Source organism: Ideonella sp., assembly GCF_041287625.1.
Lineage (GTDB): Bacteria > Pseudomonadota > Gammaproteobacteria > Burkholderiales > Burkholderiaceae_C > Ideonella.
Genome location: NZ_JBGGNH010000035.1, coordinates 112,182 through 126,209 on the forward strand (window position 1 = coordinate 112,182; position 14,028 = coordinate 126,209).

General features: G+C 68.5%; 15 protein-coding genes. 11 read left to right on the forward strand and 4 right to left on the reverse strand.

Translation table 11 applies throughout. The annotated features are described in order from the left end of the window. The first annotated feature begins 11 nt into the window (after nucleotides 1–11). Both ACAH41_RS14405 and ACAH41_RS14410 read left to right on the forward strand, forming a co-directional pair. Nucleotides 12–1,064 (forward strand): hypothetical protein, encoded by a 1,053-nt coding sequence (locus ACAH41_RS14405; protein ID WP_325648944.1) that lies wholly within the window; start codon nucleotides 12–14, stop codon nucleotides 1,062–1,064. Between the two features lie 51 nt (nucleotides 1,065–1,115). Further along, nucleotides 1,116–1,847, forward strand: coding sequence for a VWA domain-containing protein (locus ACAH41_RS14410; RefSeq protein ID WP_325648942.1), 732 nt, complete (start codon nucleotides 1,116–1,118; stop codon nucleotides 1,845–1,847). Nucleotides 1,848–1,853: 6 nt separating this feature from the next. Here the strand turns inward: ACAH41_RS14410 and ACAH41_RS14415 are convergent, their stop codons facing one another. The 4 genes from ACAH41_RS14415 to ACAH41_RS14430 all read right to left on the reverse strand — a co-directional run bounded on the left by ACAH41_RS14415 (nucleotide 1,854) and on the right by ACAH41_RS14430 (nucleotide 4,920). Next, the gene (locus ACAH41_RS14415) at nucleotides 1,854–2,276 is read right to left on the reverse strand and encodes a PIN domain-containing protein (RefSeq protein WP_325648940.1); all 423 of its coding nucleotides are present in this window, start codon (nucleotides 2,274–2,276) and stop codon (nucleotides 1,854–1,856) included. Continuing rightward, entirely contained in the window at nucleotides 2,273–2,473 is a 201-nt protein-coding gene (locus tag ACAH41_RS14420; protein ID WP_325648939.1) for a type II toxin-antitoxin system VapB family antitoxin, read from the reverse strand. Before ACAH41_RS14420 ends, ACAH41_RS14415 begins: the two co-directional genes overlap by 4 nt. 103 nt (nucleotides 2,474–2,576) lie before the next feature. After that, nucleotides 2,577–3,923 carry a mechanosensitive ion channel domain-containing protein gene (locus ACAH41_RS14425; RefSeq protein WP_325648937.1) on the reverse strand — a complete coding sequence of 449 codons (1,347 nt, stop codon included), beginning with the start codon at nucleotides 3,921–3,923 and terminating at the stop codon, nucleotides 2,577–2,579. Between the two features lie 61 nt (nucleotides 3,924–3,984). After that, on the reverse strand, nucleotides 3,985–4,920 hold the full coding sequence (locus ACAH41_RS14430; protein WP_325648936.1) for a histone deacetylase family protein: 936 nt from the start codon (nucleotides 4,918–4,920) through the stop codon (nucleotides 3,985–3,987). Between the two features lie 87 nt (nucleotides 4,921–5,007). On the opposite strand from ACAH41_RS14430, the gene ACAH41_RS14435 reads away from it, so the two are divergent. The 9 genes from ACAH41_RS14435 (at nucleotide 5,008) to ACAH41_RS14475 (ending at nucleotide 13,810) form a co-directional block, all read left to right on the forward strand. Continuing rightward, nucleotides 5,008–5,937, forward strand: coding sequence for a MoxR family ATPase (locus ACAH41_RS14435; protein WP_325648934.1), 930 nt, complete (start codon nucleotides 5,008–5,010; stop codon nucleotides 5,935–5,937). Between the two features lie 7 nt (nucleotides 5,938–5,944). Further along, on the forward strand, nucleotides 5,945–6,940 hold the full coding sequence (locus ACAH41_RS14440) for a DUF58 domain-containing protein (protein ID WP_325648932.1): 996 nt from the start codon (nucleotides 5,945–5,947) through the stop codon (nucleotides 6,938–6,940). Next, nucleotides 6,937–9,018, forward strand: coding sequence for a DUF3488 and transglutaminase-like domain-containing protein (locus ACAH41_RS14445; RefSeq protein ID WP_325648930.1), 2,082 nt, complete (start codon nucleotides 6,937–6,939; stop codon nucleotides 9,016–9,018). The genes ACAH41_RS14440 and ACAH41_RS14445 overlap by 4 nt, the downstream gene beginning before the upstream one ends. Continuing rightward, nucleotides 9,015–10,250 (forward strand): lytic murein transglycosylase B, encoded by a 1,236-nt coding sequence (mltB, locus tag ACAH41_RS14450; protein ID WP_325648928.1) that lies wholly within the window; start codon nucleotides 9,015–9,017, stop codon nucleotides 10,248–10,250. The genes ACAH41_RS14445 and mltB overlap by 4 nt, the downstream gene beginning before the upstream one ends. 77 nt (nucleotides 10,251–10,327) lie before the next feature. Further along, on the forward strand, nucleotides 10,328–10,552 hold the full coding sequence (locus ACAH41_RS14455; protein WP_325648926.1) for a DUF904 domain-containing protein: 225 nt from the start codon (nucleotides 10,328–10,330) through the stop codon (nucleotides 10,550–10,552). Further along, complete coding sequence (locus ACAH41_RS14460) at nucleotides 10,549–10,893, forward strand: cell division protein ZapA (RefSeq protein ID WP_325648924.1); 345 nt, start codon at nucleotides 10,549–10,551, stop codon at nucleotides 10,891–10,893. The genes ACAH41_RS14455 and ACAH41_RS14460 overlap by 4 nt, the downstream gene beginning before the upstream one ends. Nucleotides 10,894–11,268: 375 nt before the next feature. Then, nucleotides 11,269–11,748 carry an EVE domain-containing protein gene (locus tag ACAH41_RS14465; protein WP_325648922.1) on the forward strand — a complete coding sequence of 160 codons (480 nt, stop codon included), beginning with the start codon at nucleotides 11,269–11,271 and terminating at the stop codon, nucleotides 11,746–11,748. Beyond that, entirely contained in the window at nucleotides 11,748–12,563 is an 816-nt protein-coding gene (locus ACAH41_RS14470) for a sulfite exporter TauE/SafE family protein (RefSeq protein ID WP_325648921.1), read from the forward strand. The genes ACAH41_RS14465 and ACAH41_RS14470 overlap by 1 nt, the downstream gene beginning before the upstream one ends. Beyond that, nucleotides 12,560–13,810 carry an NAD(P)/FAD-dependent oxidoreductase gene (locus ACAH41_RS14475; RefSeq protein WP_325648920.1) on the forward strand — a complete coding sequence of 417 codons (1,251 nt, stop codon included), beginning with the start codon at nucleotides 12,560–12,562 and terminating at the stop codon, nucleotides 13,808–13,810. Before ACAH41_RS14470 ends, ACAH41_RS14475 begins: the two co-directional genes overlap by 4 nt. Nucleotides 13,811–14,028 lie beyond the last annotated feature (218 nt).

Genomic DNA, 14,028 nt, shown 5'->3' on the forward strand with positions numbered 1-14,028 from the left:
CCCCAGGCTGCATGGCCACCCGCCCGACGGTGATCGGCGGCGCGACGCCGCCGCCTGCCGACAGCAGCACCCCGCTGGCGCCGACGCGCATCGGCTCGCCTGGGCCAACGGCGCCGGCAAGCGCCCTGCCCAGTGCGCCCTCGCCTGCGTCCGCGGCACCATTGCCCAGCGCCATGCCGACGCGCCTGCCAGCTGCAGCACCGCCAACGGCGCCGCCCGCGGCAAGCCACGCGCTCAGCGTCGTCACCACCAAGGCCGATGCCACGCCCAGCCGCCTGCCCGGCGTGCCGCGCAAACCGCTGGCGGTCGACGACGCCACGCTGGCCGAGCAGTTTCCGGACGCCCCACCCACCCTGTTGGCGCGCGCGCGGCTGCTGCTGGCTGGCGTCGTGCCGGCGGTGTTCGACCGGCCCGCTGCCGAACGCTTCGGCCGCGAAACCCAGGCCCGCCACGCCGCACTGGTCGACGAACTGCTGCAGCTGATGGACCACGAGCTGCTGCGCGCCGCGCCGCGCCACATCGAGCGCCTGCTCGCATTGCTGGAAGACCTGGCCGAGACGCTGGCGCCCTCCACCTCGGCGCTGCCCTGGAGCCGCCGCAAGGCGCCTCGCGCGCGCCTCGCCACGTTGCGGCCCGAGATCGACACGCTGCGCGCCGCGCTGGAGGCTGCGGATGGCCCGCTGGCCAAGTTGCGCGCGCAGCTCGCCACGAACCAGCAGGCTGCCGCGGAGCTGCTCACCGAGCTGCAGGCGCTGGGCCTGGCCACCGAAGCCTTGCCCGGCCTGCTGCCCGCTGCGCAGCGCGAAACCCTTGCGCTGTCGCTGCAGGACCGGCTGGTCTCGCTGGCCCGCACCCAGGCCACGCTGCAGCAGCACCGCCTGCAGGCCGAGCAGGCCGACCACCAGTTGGCGCAACTCGCCAGCCGGCTGCACGACACCGTGCGCGTCAGCCTGCCGGCCTGGCTGGCCAGCATGGCCGCGCTGCCCGCCGAACCCGCACACGACACCGAACGCTTCCTGCTGCAAGAGCGCCTTCATGCCGTGATCAACGGCTTGAAAAGCTGACAACCTGCGCCTCGCAGCCCTGATCGATCCCCCGAAAGAACCGAACCCACCATGGCCCTGACCCTGAACCTGCAAAAGTCCCAGGCTTCGCTGCAGCTGTGCCTGCAAAAAGCCGGCGTCACCCAGCCGCCCGTCGTCGACATGGCCTTCCTGCTGGACGTCAGCGGCTCGTTCGAGGACGAGCACCGCGAAGGCATCACCAATGATTTGCTGACCCGGCTGGTCCCTTGGGGCCTGACCTTCGACCCGGACAAGAAGCTGGACGTCATCACCTTCAGCCACAGCGCCGCGTCGGTGTTCGAGGTCGGCGCCGTGACGGCCGACAACTACCAGGGCTACGTCGGCCGCGAGATCGTCGCCAAGGTGCCCGGCTGGTGCGGCGGCACCGACTACAGCCATGCGCTGGAGCAAGCGCTGCGCGGCTTCGGCTGGCTCAAGGGCGCAGAGCCCGGCCTGCTGGGCAAGCTGTTCGGCCGCAAGGCCGAGGTGAAGGCAAAGAAGCGCTCGCTGGTGGTCATGGTCACCGACGGCGAAAACAACGACCACGCCCGCACCCGCCAAGTGCTGCGCGAATCGCAGCAACGCGGCGACGAGGTCTACTTCCTCTTCCTCGGCATCTCCAACCAACCCGGCCAGTTCGGCTTCCTCGAAGCCATCGGCGACGAGTTCGACAACACCGGATTCCTCGCCGTCACCAACCTCCGCCACTTCGTCGCCCAGTCGGACGACGAACTTAACCAGTCACTGCTGCTGCCGGAGTTGTTGACCTGGTTGAAGCGTTGAGCGGCCTCACTGCCCCTTGTTCATCATGGGTGTCCAGATGCGCAGAGGGCAGTGTTTGGCGGCATGTGTGAAATCCTTGTCCGTGCTCATCAGCACGGCGTCGTGTCGCAGGCAAAGCTGTGCAAGCAGCGCGTCAACCGTTCCCATTTGCACTCCCGCTCTTCGGCAGGTGTTTCGGAGTTGTGCCGCTGCGATGTGGTCTTCCCGGTCGGGTTGCAGCAATGGCAGTGCGGCAAAGCGCTCCACGATCTGCGCATTCGCTTTCGGGCCAGAAAATCCCTGCAGCAACTCCTGCAAGACCAGTCCAGTGGTCACAACAAGATCGCCGCCAAGCAAGGCGTCCTTCAGGGCTTGGACTTCCGGGCCTGTTGCTGGCGCATCGCGACGCAGCGCAAGCGACCAAACGCTTGTATCGACAAGCAGCGTCACTTGCGCGAGCGCTCGGCTTTGTAGTTGAAACCGTCATCCCAGTCGAGCTGGCCAATCAGGTCGGCCACTCGCCGTTGCTCTCGGCGCGCGATGAACTCTTGCAGCGCCTTGGTCACCGCAGCCTTCTTCGTGCGCTCACCGCTGACTTCGACGGCGCGCTCCAGCAGTTGGGGATCGATCGCAAGATTGGTGGCCATGTGTAGCTCCTTGTGCGGGAGTCTACACACTCGCAACCCAGCCCACCAGTGAGACCGAGATCAAAACTGGGTTGACGGGAAGGCCTGAAGACGGTCCGCCAAGTCAAGGCCGGCCACGTTGCGGCAGCTGTTGAAGCATGGCGCCATCCGGCAAAGCCGCAGACGCGGCCTGATGCACCACCCGCTGCGGAAACGGAATCTCCACGCCGAGTTTTTCGAGCGTGCGCCAGAGTTGCAGGTTGACCGCCGAGCGCACGCCGCCGGCGCCGTTCTCGGGGTCGGCGATCCAGAAGACAACCGTCAGCTCCAGGCCATCGGCGGCGAAGTTGGAAAGCTGCACGGCGGGGCCGGGGTCTGACAGCACGCGCGGGACTTCACGCACTTCGGCTTCGAGTTGCGGCATCAGCATGTCCAGGTTGGTGCCGTAGGCGACTTGGACCAACGTGGACATGGCCACCCGCGAATCGGCCAGCGAGGCGTTTTCGACGCGCTGGGTGATCAGCAATTCGTTGGGCACGATGGCCTCGCGGCCATTCAGCGCGCGGATCACGGTGTAGCGCGTCGCGATGTCGGTGATGCGGCCTTCGAAGTTGTCCACCTTGACCATGTCGCCAATGCGCAGCGAGCGCTCGGCGAGGATCACGAAGCCCGAGACATAGTTCGCCGCGAGCTTCTGCAAGCCGAAGCCCAGGCCTACGCCCAGCCCGCCGCCCAACACCGACAAGGCGGTCAGGTCGATGCCCACGGCCGACAGCGCCACCAGCAAGCCGACGAAGATCAGCAGCGAGCGGACGATGTTGGCAGCGGCCTTGCGCAGCGACAGCTGCTCGCCAATGGCACCGGCCAGCAGCCTGGCCTCGATGGCGGCCGAGACCCACAGCGTGAGCACCAGCACAAAGCCGCCGGACAGCAGGCCGTCCAGCAGGTTGCGCACCGACACTTCGCTGCCGCCCAGCTTCCAGCGGATCTGGTCCAGCTCTTCCAGCAACTGCGGCAGCACGCCGGTGATCCAGCCGACCACGGCCAGCCAGGCCACCCAGGAAATCGTGCGTTCGGCCGCGCGCACCAGCCGCGAGGTGGGGAACGCGACGCTGAGCACGCGCACTGACAGGCGGATCAGCGCAAACGACATCAGCACTGGCACGACGATCTTGAACACCGCCAGCGGCATGCCCAAGCCCAGCATGATGCGGCGCGCGGCAAAAGCCAGCGCCAGGGCAAGCGTGGGGAACAGCACCCCGTCCACGATGCGCCGGCCGAACCAGATCGAAGGCTGTGTCGCCGTGACCATTGCGCCATCGGCTGCGGGCTTGCCGCGCAGCACCCGCACCACCGCCCACGCCAGCAGCAGGCAACCCAGCGCGACCGCGATTTCGATCAGCGCGCTGGGATGGCGCAATGCGTCCAGGAATTCGGTGAGGGTCAGCGTGGTCAGGCCGGCAGTGTTCATCGAAACATTGTCGCGTGGCGCAACGCTGCCCGAGTGAACGCGGCATGACGCCGCGACTGGGTCAGACCCCGGCCAAAGCTCGCAGATGCGCGACCACGCTACGGCCCAGCGCACTCAAGGCGTAGCCGCCTTCCAGGCAGGACACGATGCGGCCGTGGCTGTGCTGCCTGGCCACGTCCACCATGCGCTGGGTGATCCATTCATAGTCGGCCTCGACCAGGCCGAGCTGGCCCAGTTCGTCTTCCCTGTGCGCATCGAAGCCGGCCGAGATGAAGATCATCTGTGGCTTGAAGGCTTCCAGCCGGGGCATCCAGTTGGCCTCGATCAGCTCGCGCACTTCCATGCCGCGGGTGTAGGCCGGCACCGGCAGGTTGACCATGTTCGAGCCCAGCGGCACGCCGCCGGAAAAGGGGTAGAGCTGGTCCTGGAAGATGCTCACCATCAGGATGCGCTCGTCGCCCGCCACGATGTCCTCGGTGCCGTTGCCGTGGTGCACGTCGAAGTCGACGATGGCCACGCGCTTCAAGCCGCGCACGTCCAGCGCATGGCGGGCGGCGATGGCCACGTTGTTGTAGAAGCAGAAGCCCATGGCCTGGTCACGCGTGGCGTGATGGCCGGGCGGACGCACGGCGCAGAAGGCAGTCTCGGCGCGGCCATCGATCACGGCGTCCGTCGCGGCCACTGCAGCGCCGGCGGCACGCAGCGCGGCCTGCCCGGTGCGCGTGCCGATCACGGTGTCAGGGTCGACCGCGCGGGGCTGGCCGCTGTCGGCCACCTGCTGCATGCGCTCGCCGAGCTCGCAGAGGTAGGCCTCGGCATGGGCGTGCTGCAAGTCCTCACGCGCAGCCAGCGGCACGTCGAAGCGGGTCAAGGCCACCTCCAGCCCGGAGGCCAGCAACTGGTCCTCGATGGCATCCAGCCGCTGCGGGCACTCAGGGTGGCCACGGCCCATGTCATGGGCGCGGCAGTCGGGATGGGTGAAAAAGCCGGTGGTCATGGAGGTCCGGCGAGCCGGTGCGTTGTCTCTTGGAAACGGGTTTGGCGAGCCTCTGTGGGGCCGCAAAATCTGCGTTATCGTGAGCCGATGAACAGCGTTGAACTGCAGTCCCGTTTGTCTCGTCTCAAGAGCCAGATTAGCACGATCATCGTCGGCAAGCCGATCCAGATCGACGACAGCCTGGCCTGCCTGCTGGCCGGTGGCCACCTGCTGATCGAGGACCTGCCAGGCGTGGGCAAGACCACGCTGGCGCACACGCTGGCCGTCACGCTGGGCCTGCAGTTCACCCGCGTGCAGTTCACCGCCGACCTGATGCCCAGCGACCTGATCGGCGTGTCCATCTTCGAGCGCCAGAAGGAAGGTTTTGTCTTCCACCCCGGCCCGGTCTTCACGCAGGTGCTGCTGGCCGACGAGATCAACCGCGCCGGACCGAAGACCCAAAGCGCGCTGCTCGAAGCGATGGAAGAGCACCAGGTCTCGGTCGAAGGCGAGACCCGGCCGCTGCCGAAGCCGTTTTTTGTCATCGCCACGCAAAACCCCAGCGAGCAGCTCGGCACCTATCCGCTGCCCGAAAGCCAGCTGGACCGCTTCCTGATGTGCATCACACTGGGCTACCCGGACCGCCAGGCCGAGCGCGCGCTGCTGTCGGGCAGCGACCGGCGCGAAGCGGTTGCGCAGCTGCAGCCGCTGATGACCTCCGACGAGCTGATCGAGGCGATGAATGCGGTCAAGCAGATCTTCGTCTCGGAATCGCTGCTGGACTACCTGCAGGCGCTGATCGCCGCGACCCGCTCGGGCCAGTGGTTCGTCGCCGGGCTGTCGCCGCGTGCCGGCATTGCGGTGCTGCGGCTGGCCCGCGCCCGTGCGCTGCTCGCAGGACGCGACCATGTGGTGCCGGACGACCTGCAGGCCTTGCTGCCCCAGGCCATCGCCCACCGCCTGCAGCCGGTGGCCGGCGCAGGCCGCGGCCGGCGCGAGCAGGTGCGGGCCATGATCGAAGCCGTGCCACTGCCCTGAGGCTGGCGTGAGCACCGCATCCTCCCTGCCGGCGATCGAATCCGCGCGTGGCGGGCCGCGCGCCCGGCTGCGCCACTGGTGGCTGAGCCGGCTGCCGGCGACCGACCAGTGGACGCTGGGCCAGCGCAACATCTACATCGTGCCCACGCGCGCCGGCCTGGCTTTCTGCGGCACGCTGGTCGTGCTGCTGGTCGCCACCATCAACTACCAGTTGAACCTCGGCTACGCGCTGACCTTCCTGCTGGCCGGTAGCGCGCTCGCGTCCATGCACATGACGCACGGCACGCTGCGCGGGCTGACGCTGCACATGCGCCCACCCGCTGCCACCTTCGCCGGCCAGCCGCTGGTGATGGAGATCGTGCTGACCAACCCCGGTCGCACCCGCCACGGGCTGGGCCTGGGCACCGAGGCCGATTGGGGCTCGCAGCCATTGGCCTGGGCCGAAGCGCCAGCGCAAGGCCAGGGCAGCGTGACCGTCAGCTGCATCGCGGCAAAGCGCGGCCGCGTGACGGTGCCGCCGCTGCGCATCGAAAGCCGTTTCCCCTTCGGCCTGTTCCGCGCCTGGAGCATCTGGCGGCCCAACGGGCAGGTCTGGGTCTACCCGGCGCCAGAGGTGCCAGCCGCCGAACTGCCACCGGTCGAACCGGTGCCGGCCGTGGGCCCGCGCACCATGGCCACCAGCGGCGCCGAGTTCGAGGGCGTGCGCCCCTGGCAGCGCGGCGACAGCCTGCGCCAGGTGGTGTGGAAGAAGGTGGCGCGCAGCGGCGAAATGGTCAGCCGCGAATCGCGCCAGGGCGCGCGCCAGCAGCTCTGGCTGGACTGGCGGCAGACCCCGCTGGGCGACCCGGAAACCCGGCTGTCGCGCCTGTCCGCCTGGGTGCTGGCAGCAGAGCAACGTGGGCTGGACTACGGCCTGCGCCTGCCCGGCCATGAGTTGCCTTGCGACCATGGCGTGGCGCAGCGCGACGCAGCCTTGCGACTGCTCGCCGAGTGGCAGCCATGAACCTGAACATCAACATCCCGCTGCCCCGCCTCGGCAGCCGCATCAACCGGCTGCCACGCGACACCCGCGACACGCTGTTCATGCTGGCGGTCATTGCCTGGACGGTCGCGCCGCATTTGCTGCGTCTGTCCATCGGCATCGACATCCTGTGCGTGCTGGTGCTGGCCTGGCGTGCCTGGCTGGCGGTGCACGAGGCGCCGCTGCCGGGCCGCTGGACCTTGCTGGGCGTGGTGTTCGTGGCGGCCGGGCTGACCTGGATCAACGAACACACCCTCATCGGCAAGGATGCCGGCGTGACGCTGCTGGTCGTGCTGATGGCGCTGAAGACGCTGGAGCTGCGCGCCCGGCGCGACGCGCTGGTGGTCTTCTTCCTCGGCTTTTTCCTGGTGCTGACGCAGTTCCTGTATTCACAGTCGCTGCTGACCTCGCTGGCCATGGGCGCTGCCGTGTGGGGCTGGCTCAGCGCGCTGACGCTGGCCCACATGCCCACCGGCCGGCCACCGCTGCGCGAGGCGGGGTTGCTGGCGCTGCGCGCCGCGGCCTTCGGCACGCCGGTGATGATCGCGCTGTTCCTGGTCTTCCCGCGCCTGCCGCCACTGTGGGCCATGCCTGGCCGCGGCACGCACACCGGCCTGTCGGACCAGCTGAAGCTGGGCGACGTGGCCGAGCTGGCGCAGGACAACAGCATCGCGATGCGGGTGCGGTTCACCGGCGCCAAGCCGCCGCCGCAGGCCATGTACTTCCGCGGCCCCGTGCTGAGCGACTACGACGGCCAGACCTGGCGCGCCGAGCCGCCGCTGCGCGAGTTCGGCGGCCGGCCAGCCGAGGCCAAAGCTGCTCCCAAGGGCAAAGGCTTTGTCGACTACGAGCTGACCATCGAGCCGCTGCGCCTGATGTGGCTGCCGCTGCTGGACTACACCGAGGCCGCGCCCAGGACCACGCCACCGATGGACGGGCTGCTGCCGCCGGCCGGCGACAGCCTGCAGTGGCGGCTGCGCGCGCCGCTGGGTGAGCGCCTGCTGCTGCAGGCCCGCGCCACGCTGCAGCTGGAGCGCAGCCCCGTGCTGTCGGTCTACCAGCAGCGCGACCTCACCGCACTGCCGGCCGGCCGCCACCCGCGCACCATCGCCTGGGCGCAAGCACTGCGTGCCCAGCCCGAGCTGCAGGACGCCGACGCCACCGCGCTGGCCACCGCCGTGCTGCGCCACATCCGCACCGGCCTGTACACCTACACGCTGGAGCCGGGCACCTATGACAAGGACCCCGTGGACGAGTTCTGGCTGGACCGCAAGCTGGGCTTCTGCGAACACTACGCCAGCGCCTTCACGGTGATCATGCGGGCCATGGGCGTGCCGACCCGCATCGTCACCGGCTACCAGGGCACGGACGAAACCGAGGCGGACGGCTACTGGATCGTGCGGCAGAGCCATGCCCACGCCTGGGCCGAATACTGGCAGCAAGGCCGCGGCTGGCTGCGGGCCGACCCGACCTCCGCCGTCGCGCCGGACCGCATCCAGCGCAGCCGCGCGCTGGAAGCCCCGCAAGGGCTGGTCGCCGGCACACTGGAAGCCGTCAGCCCCGACCTGCGGCTGCAGCTGCGCCAGTTCTTCGAGGCCATGGACAACCGCTGGAACCAGTGGGTGCTGGGCTACGGCAAGCAGCAGCAGTTCCAGCTGATGGACAAGCTGGGGCTGGACGCGCGCGACACCGGCCAGCTGATCCGCCTGCTGGTGCTGGGCCTGGCCGGCCTGGGGCTGGCCGGCGCAGCCTGGGCCTGGTGGGACGGCCGGCGGCGCACCCCGTGGCAGAAGCTGCAGGCCCGTGTGGCCAAGGCACTGGCGCGGCTGGGCGTGCCGGCGCCCGCGCATGCGTCGCCCGGCGCGTTGGCGCAGGCGCTGCTGGCGCGCCACGGAGAGCCGGCGCGGTCGTTGGCCGCTTCGCTGTCCGCACTGCAGGCCATGCGCTATGCGCCGGCTGCCAGTCAAACACCGCCCACTTTCGCCGCGTGGTGGCGGGAATTCCGCCGCACACTGGCCGTCAGCCCGTTGAATGCGCGCAACGCAGCGCGCTCGCCATGATTGCTTTTGAACTGCAAGAAACCCGCCCCTTGGTGCTGGACGCCAAGTTCCCGGTGACCGCGCTGGCCTTGTCCGCGCTGCTGCTTGGCGCCGGCTCGGCAGCGGCGCAAAACGCGCCCGCGCCAGCCGCCTCATCGGCCAAACCGAAAACGGCCGCAAGCCACAAGGCCGCGCCGCACAAAAAGCCCACCAAGCCCGCGGCAGGCAAGCGCGGCGCGGTGCAGAAGGACGGCACGCCCGACGTCGTCACCTACGGCCAGCGCGAGGATGTGGTGCGCCTGGGCCGCAGCCTGGCCGAGCAGCAGGGGCTGGACGCGGACTGGGTGCTGGCCCAACTGGCGCAGGCCCGCTACCAGCCCAGCGTGGCCAGGCTGGTGATGCCACCCGCGGCGGGCGTCGCGAAGAACTGGCAGGCCTACCGGGCCCGCTTCGTCGAGCCGCAGCGCCTGCGTGAAGGCCAGCGCTGGTGGCAGGACCATGAACGCTGGCTGGACCTGGCCGAAGCGCGCTGGGGCGTGCCAGCTTCGGTCATCGTGGCCATCGTCGGCATCGAGACCTTTTACGGCCGGCAGACCGGCGGCTACAAGGTGATCGACGCGCTGGCCACGCTGTCCTTCGACTTCCCCAGCGGCCGCTCGGACCGCACGCCTTTTTACCGCGACGAACTCGCCGCTTTCCTGCGCTGGTGCAACCAGGAAAAGCGGGACCCGCAAAGCGTGCGTGGCTCGTATGCCGGCGCCATCGGCCTGCCGCAGTTCATGCCCAGCAGCATTCAGAAATACGCGGTGGACTTCGATGGCGACGGCCGCATCGACCTGGACACGCATGGCGCCGACGTGGTGGGCAGCGTGGCGCATTACCTGGCCGAATTCGGCTGGCAACGCGGGCTGCCGACGCACTTCGGCGTGGCCCCGCCGGTTTCGGTGAGCGACCGCGCCACCTTGCTGTCACCTGACATCCTGCCCAGCTTCAGCGCCAAGCAAATGGGCGATCTCGGCGCGCAGCTGGACCCCGCCGGACAAGCCTACGACGGTCCGCTTGCGCTGGTGGAACTGCAGAACGGCGACAACGCGCCCAGCTACGTGGCCGGCACGCGCAACTTCTACGTCATCACGCGCTACAACTGGTCCAGCTATTACGCGCTGGCGGTCATCGAACTGGCGCGCACGCTGCGGCAGATGCGACCGCCAGCGCCCATCCCGTCCCCGGCCGCCAGCCTGCCGGGCGCCTGAAATATCAGGCGCTCGCAGACGGGCCGCCCAGGCCTTGGCTGCATACAATGAACGCCTCCCAGCCCGAGCCCAGGCCCATGTCCCGTCTGCCGGAACTTGCCGAACGCATCGACCGCCTCGTGCTCCGCCACGAGGAACTTGCGCGCACCAATGCCTTGCTGACCCAGCAACTGCAGTCGGTGCTCGCCGAGCGGGACAACCTGCGTTCGCGCCTCGCCGCGGCCCGTGCCCGGGTCGAGATCCTGCTGGACCGCCTGCCGGCGGACGCCCCCAGCGCAGGCCAGCCCGGAACCGCCGAATGAAGCAGATGGAAGTGACGATCCTTGGTCAGAGCTACCTGCTGGCCTGCCCCGAAGGCGGCGAAGCCTTGCTGCTCGCGGCAGTGCAGACGGTGGACCAGGAAATGAGCGCGATCCGCGATGCTGGCAAGGTCAAGGCGCGCGAGCGCATGGCCGTGCTGGCGGCGCTGAACCTGGCCTATCGTTTGGCCGAGCGGCCCACGCCCGCAGCGGTTGCCGCGCCTGCCATCTCGGCTGCAGTGAGCCCCGCACAGGCCGCCGCCGAGCAAGAAGCCGAACTGCTGGTCACGCAGTTGATCGACCGGCTCGACAGTACGCTGGGCCACGACGGCCAACTGCTCTGAGACTTTGCAGGGGACTTCCGTAGCACGGCCGCGCCAAGTGCGCCGGATGCTTTACACGACGGCCTCTTGTTGACCGCGGTTTTGGCTTCTTTTCCTACGCTTCCCGGCGCCGCACGGCCTAGAATCAAACCGTCCGCCGCATCTGCGTGGGTTTTATATTTCCTTGAACCGATGCTCTCGCGAGCCTGGGCTTGGAACATCGCTTGACTGGTGTGATCGTCTCGCGTCAGATGAACCCGAAGTCTTGCTGACCTCGCCCACCTGAATCCCCTGGGTTCAGGAATGCGGCCCATGGTTTGCGGCGGACACCTTCTTCCTCAATGCCGGCACTCTCCCAGTGCCGGCATTTTTTCGTGCCTCGCCCACGCCGCAGACATGAACACATCCCAAGCCCCGCAATACTGGTTGATGAAGATCGAGCCTGACGAATGCTCGATCGACGACCTCGCCGCCCTGCCCGGCCAGACGGTGCCGTGGACCGGCGTGCGCAACTACCAGGCGCGCAATTTCATGCGTGACGGCATGCGCGTGGGGGACCAGGTGCTGTACTACCACTCCTCCTGCGCAGAGCCCGGCGTGGCCGGCATTGCCGAAGTGGCCAGCACCGCCTACCCGGACGCGACCCAGTTCGACGCCAAGAGCCCGTACTTCGACCCCAAGTCCAAGCCCGAGGCGCCGCGCTGGCTCCATGTCGACGTGAGGTTCCGCAGGAAGACGCGGCTGCTGCCGCTGAAGGACATGCGCGAGGTGCCGGCGCTGGCGACGATGCGTCTCTTGCAAGCCGGCAGCCGGCTGTCGATCACACCCGTCTCGCCTGAAGAGTGGCAGGCCGTGATGGCGCTGCTGGACCGTTGATGGATGTCTCGCTGACGCTGGTGGCTGAACTGCTGCTGCTCGGCAGCGCCACCGGCTTTCTCGCCGGCCTGCTGGGCGTGGGCGGTGGCATGCTGCTGGTGCCCTTCCTGACGCTGATCATCAGCCACCGCGGCGTGCCGGCCGACCTGGCGGTGAAGATGGCGATCGCCACCTCGATGGCCACCATCCTGTTCACCTCGCTGTCCAGCGTACGCGCGCACCACCGGCACGGTGCCGTGCGCTGGCCCATCGTGCGCGCGATGGCGCCGGGCATCCTGGTCGGCGGGCTGCTGGCGGGGGCCGGCATGTTCGCGGTGGTCAAGGGCCAGTGGCTGGCCATCATGTTCTGCCTGTTCGTCAGCTTCTCGGCCACGCAGATGCTGCGTGGCCGCAAGCCCAAGCCTCAGCGGCAAATGCCGGGCTGGCAAGGCCAGGCGGCGGCTGGCACGACGGTGGGCTTTGCCTCGGGCCTGGTCGGCGCGGGCGGCGCCTTCATCAGCGTGCCGTTCATGACCTGGTGCAACGTGCCGATCCACAACGCGGTGGCGACCAGCGCCGCGTTGGGATTTCCGATCGCGCTGGCGAACACGCTGGGCTATGTGGTGAGCGGCTGGTCGCTGCCTTCGGCGCTTCCGGGCAGCTTCGGTTACCTGTACCTGCCGGCGCTAGGCACGGTGGCCGTCGTCAGCATGCTGATGGCGCCGCTGGGCGCCAGGGCCGCGCATTCGATGGACGTGGGCCGGCTCAAGCGCATCTTCGCCTGCCTGTTGTACGGCCTGGCAGCCTACATGTTGTGGAAAGCAGTGGCGCAATGAATCGTTTTGATGCGGTGGTGATCGGTGCCGGTGCCGCCGGCCTGTTCTGCGCCGCGCAGGCCGGCCAGCGCGGCCTGAAGGTGCTGCTGATCGACCACGCAGCCAAGCTGGCCGAGAAGATCCGGATTTCCGGCGGCGGCCGCTGCAACTTCACCAACCGCGAGGCAGGCCCGGCCAACTTCCTGTCCGAGAACCCGCACTTCGCGCGCTCAGCGCTGGCGCGCTACAGCTCGGCCGATTTCATCGCGCTGGTGCAGAAGCACCGCATCGCCTTCCACGAGAAGCACAAGGGCCAGCTGTTCTGCGACGACTCTGCCGACCAGATCATCCAGATGCTGCTGCGCGAGTGCGAGGCTGGCGGCGTGACGCGTTGGCAGCCCTGCGCGGTGCAGCAGGTGGACCGCGCCGACGACGGCGGCTGGTCGCTGCAGACCGAGCGCGGCCCCGTTCAGGCGCCGCAACTGGTGATCGCCACCGGTGGCCTGCCTGTCCCCAAGATCGGCGCCAGCGACTTCGGCCTGCGCCTGGCCGAACGCCTGGGCCACCGGCTGGTGACGCCCCGCCACGCGCTGGTGCCGCTGACCTTTTCTGCAGCCGACTGGGCGCCGTTCGTGCCGCTGGCCGGCATTGCGCTGCCGGTGGAGATCCGCTGCGCGGCGCCGACGGTAGGCAAAAAATTGCGCGGCAGCGGCGAGATCAGTTTCCATGAAGACCTGCTGTTCACGCACCGCGGCCTCAGCGGGCCGGCCGTGCTGCAAATCTCCAGCTTCTGGCGCCCAGGCCAAGCGCTTCGGCTGAACCTGCTGCCGGGCGTGGACCTGCTTGACCTGCTGTTGGAGGCCAAGCAGCAGTCCCGCCGCCAGCTGGGCAACGAACTGGGCAGCCTCTTGACCCAGCGCCTGGCCGACACCTGGCTGGCCATCCAGGGTCTGGACGGCAGCCAGGCCATGCCGCAGGTGCCGGACGCCCAGCTGCGCCAGCTCGCCACCAGCCTGCAGGACTGGCAGCTGATGCCGGCCGGCACCGAGGGCTGGCACAAGGCCGAGGTGATGGCCGGCGGCGTGGACACCAACGATCTCAGCTCGCAGACCATGGCCAGCAAGCGCCAGCCCGGGCTTTATTTCATTGGCGAGGTGGTGGACGTGACCGGCTGGCTGGGCGGCTACAACTTCCAGTGGGCCTGGGCCAGCGCCTGGGCTTGTGCAGAGGCGATGGCTGAAGCGGCGGCTGCCGCATCCACAGCCTGAGCGAGGCTGTCCACATGGCCTCGCGTGCGACTGCTGCAGAACTTTGTCAAGCCCGAATTGGCACAGGGCCATTTTCGGGCTAGAATCGCTGTCTTTGCTAGCACTCAAGCGTGTCGATCTGGTGTGGCTCTGCTTTTTTGGCATGTCACCTGCGACTTCCGGAAGCACTTCAGGTGCATGTCACCACTGGACACCGAGCGCATTCATCCCGAGGATTC

Coding starts and splice junctions, on each gene's coding strand:
- ACAH41_RS14405 (WP_325648944.1), top strand. CDS start 12: ATGGCCACCCGCCCGACGGTGATCGGCGGCGCGACGCCGCCGCCTGCC.
- ACAH41_RS14410 (WP_325648942.1), top strand. CDS start 1,116: ATGGCCCTGACCCTGAACCTGCAAAAGTCCCAGGCTTCGCTGCAGCTG.
- ACAH41_RS14420 (WP_325648939.1), bottom strand. CDS start 2,473: ATGGCCACCAATCTTGCGATCGATCCCCAACTGCTGGAGCGCGCCGTC.
- ACAH41_RS14425 (WP_325648937.1), bottom strand. CDS start 3,923: ATGAACACTGCCGGCCTGACCACGCTGACCCTCACCGAATTCCTGGAC.
- ACAH41_RS14430 (WP_325648936.1), bottom strand. CDS start 4,920: ATGACCACCGGCTTTTTCACCCATCCCGACTGCCGCGCCCATGACATG.
- ACAH41_RS14435 (WP_325648934.1), top strand. CDS start 5,008: ATGAACAGCGTTGAACTGCAGTCCCGTTTGTCTCGTCTCAAGAGCCAG.
- ACAH41_RS14445 (WP_325648930.1), top strand. CDS start 6,937: ATGAACCTGAACATCAACATCCCGCTGCCCCGCCTCGGCAGCCGCATC.
- mltB (WP_325648928.1), top strand. CDS start 9,015: ATGATTGCTTTTGAACTGCAAGAAACCCGCCCCTTGGTGCTGGACGCC.
- ACAH41_RS14455 (WP_325648926.1), top strand. CDS start 10,328: ATGTCCCGTCTGCCGGAACTTGCCGAACGCATCGACCGCCTCGTGCTC.
- ACAH41_RS14460 (WP_325648924.1), top strand. CDS start 10,549: ATGAAGCAGATGGAAGTGACGATCCTTGGTCAGAGCTACCTGCTGGCC.
- ACAH41_RS14465 (WP_325648922.1), top strand. CDS start 11,269: ATGAACACATCCCAAGCCCCGCAATACTGGTTGATGAAGATCGAGCCT.
- ACAH41_RS14470 (WP_325648921.1), top strand. CDS start 11,748: ATGGATGTCTCGCTGACGCTGGTGGCTGAACTGCTGCTGCTCGGCAGC.
- ACAH41_RS14475 (WP_325648920.1), top strand. CDS start 12,560: ATGAATCGTTTTGATGCGGTGGTGATCGGTGCCGGTGCCGCCGGCCTG.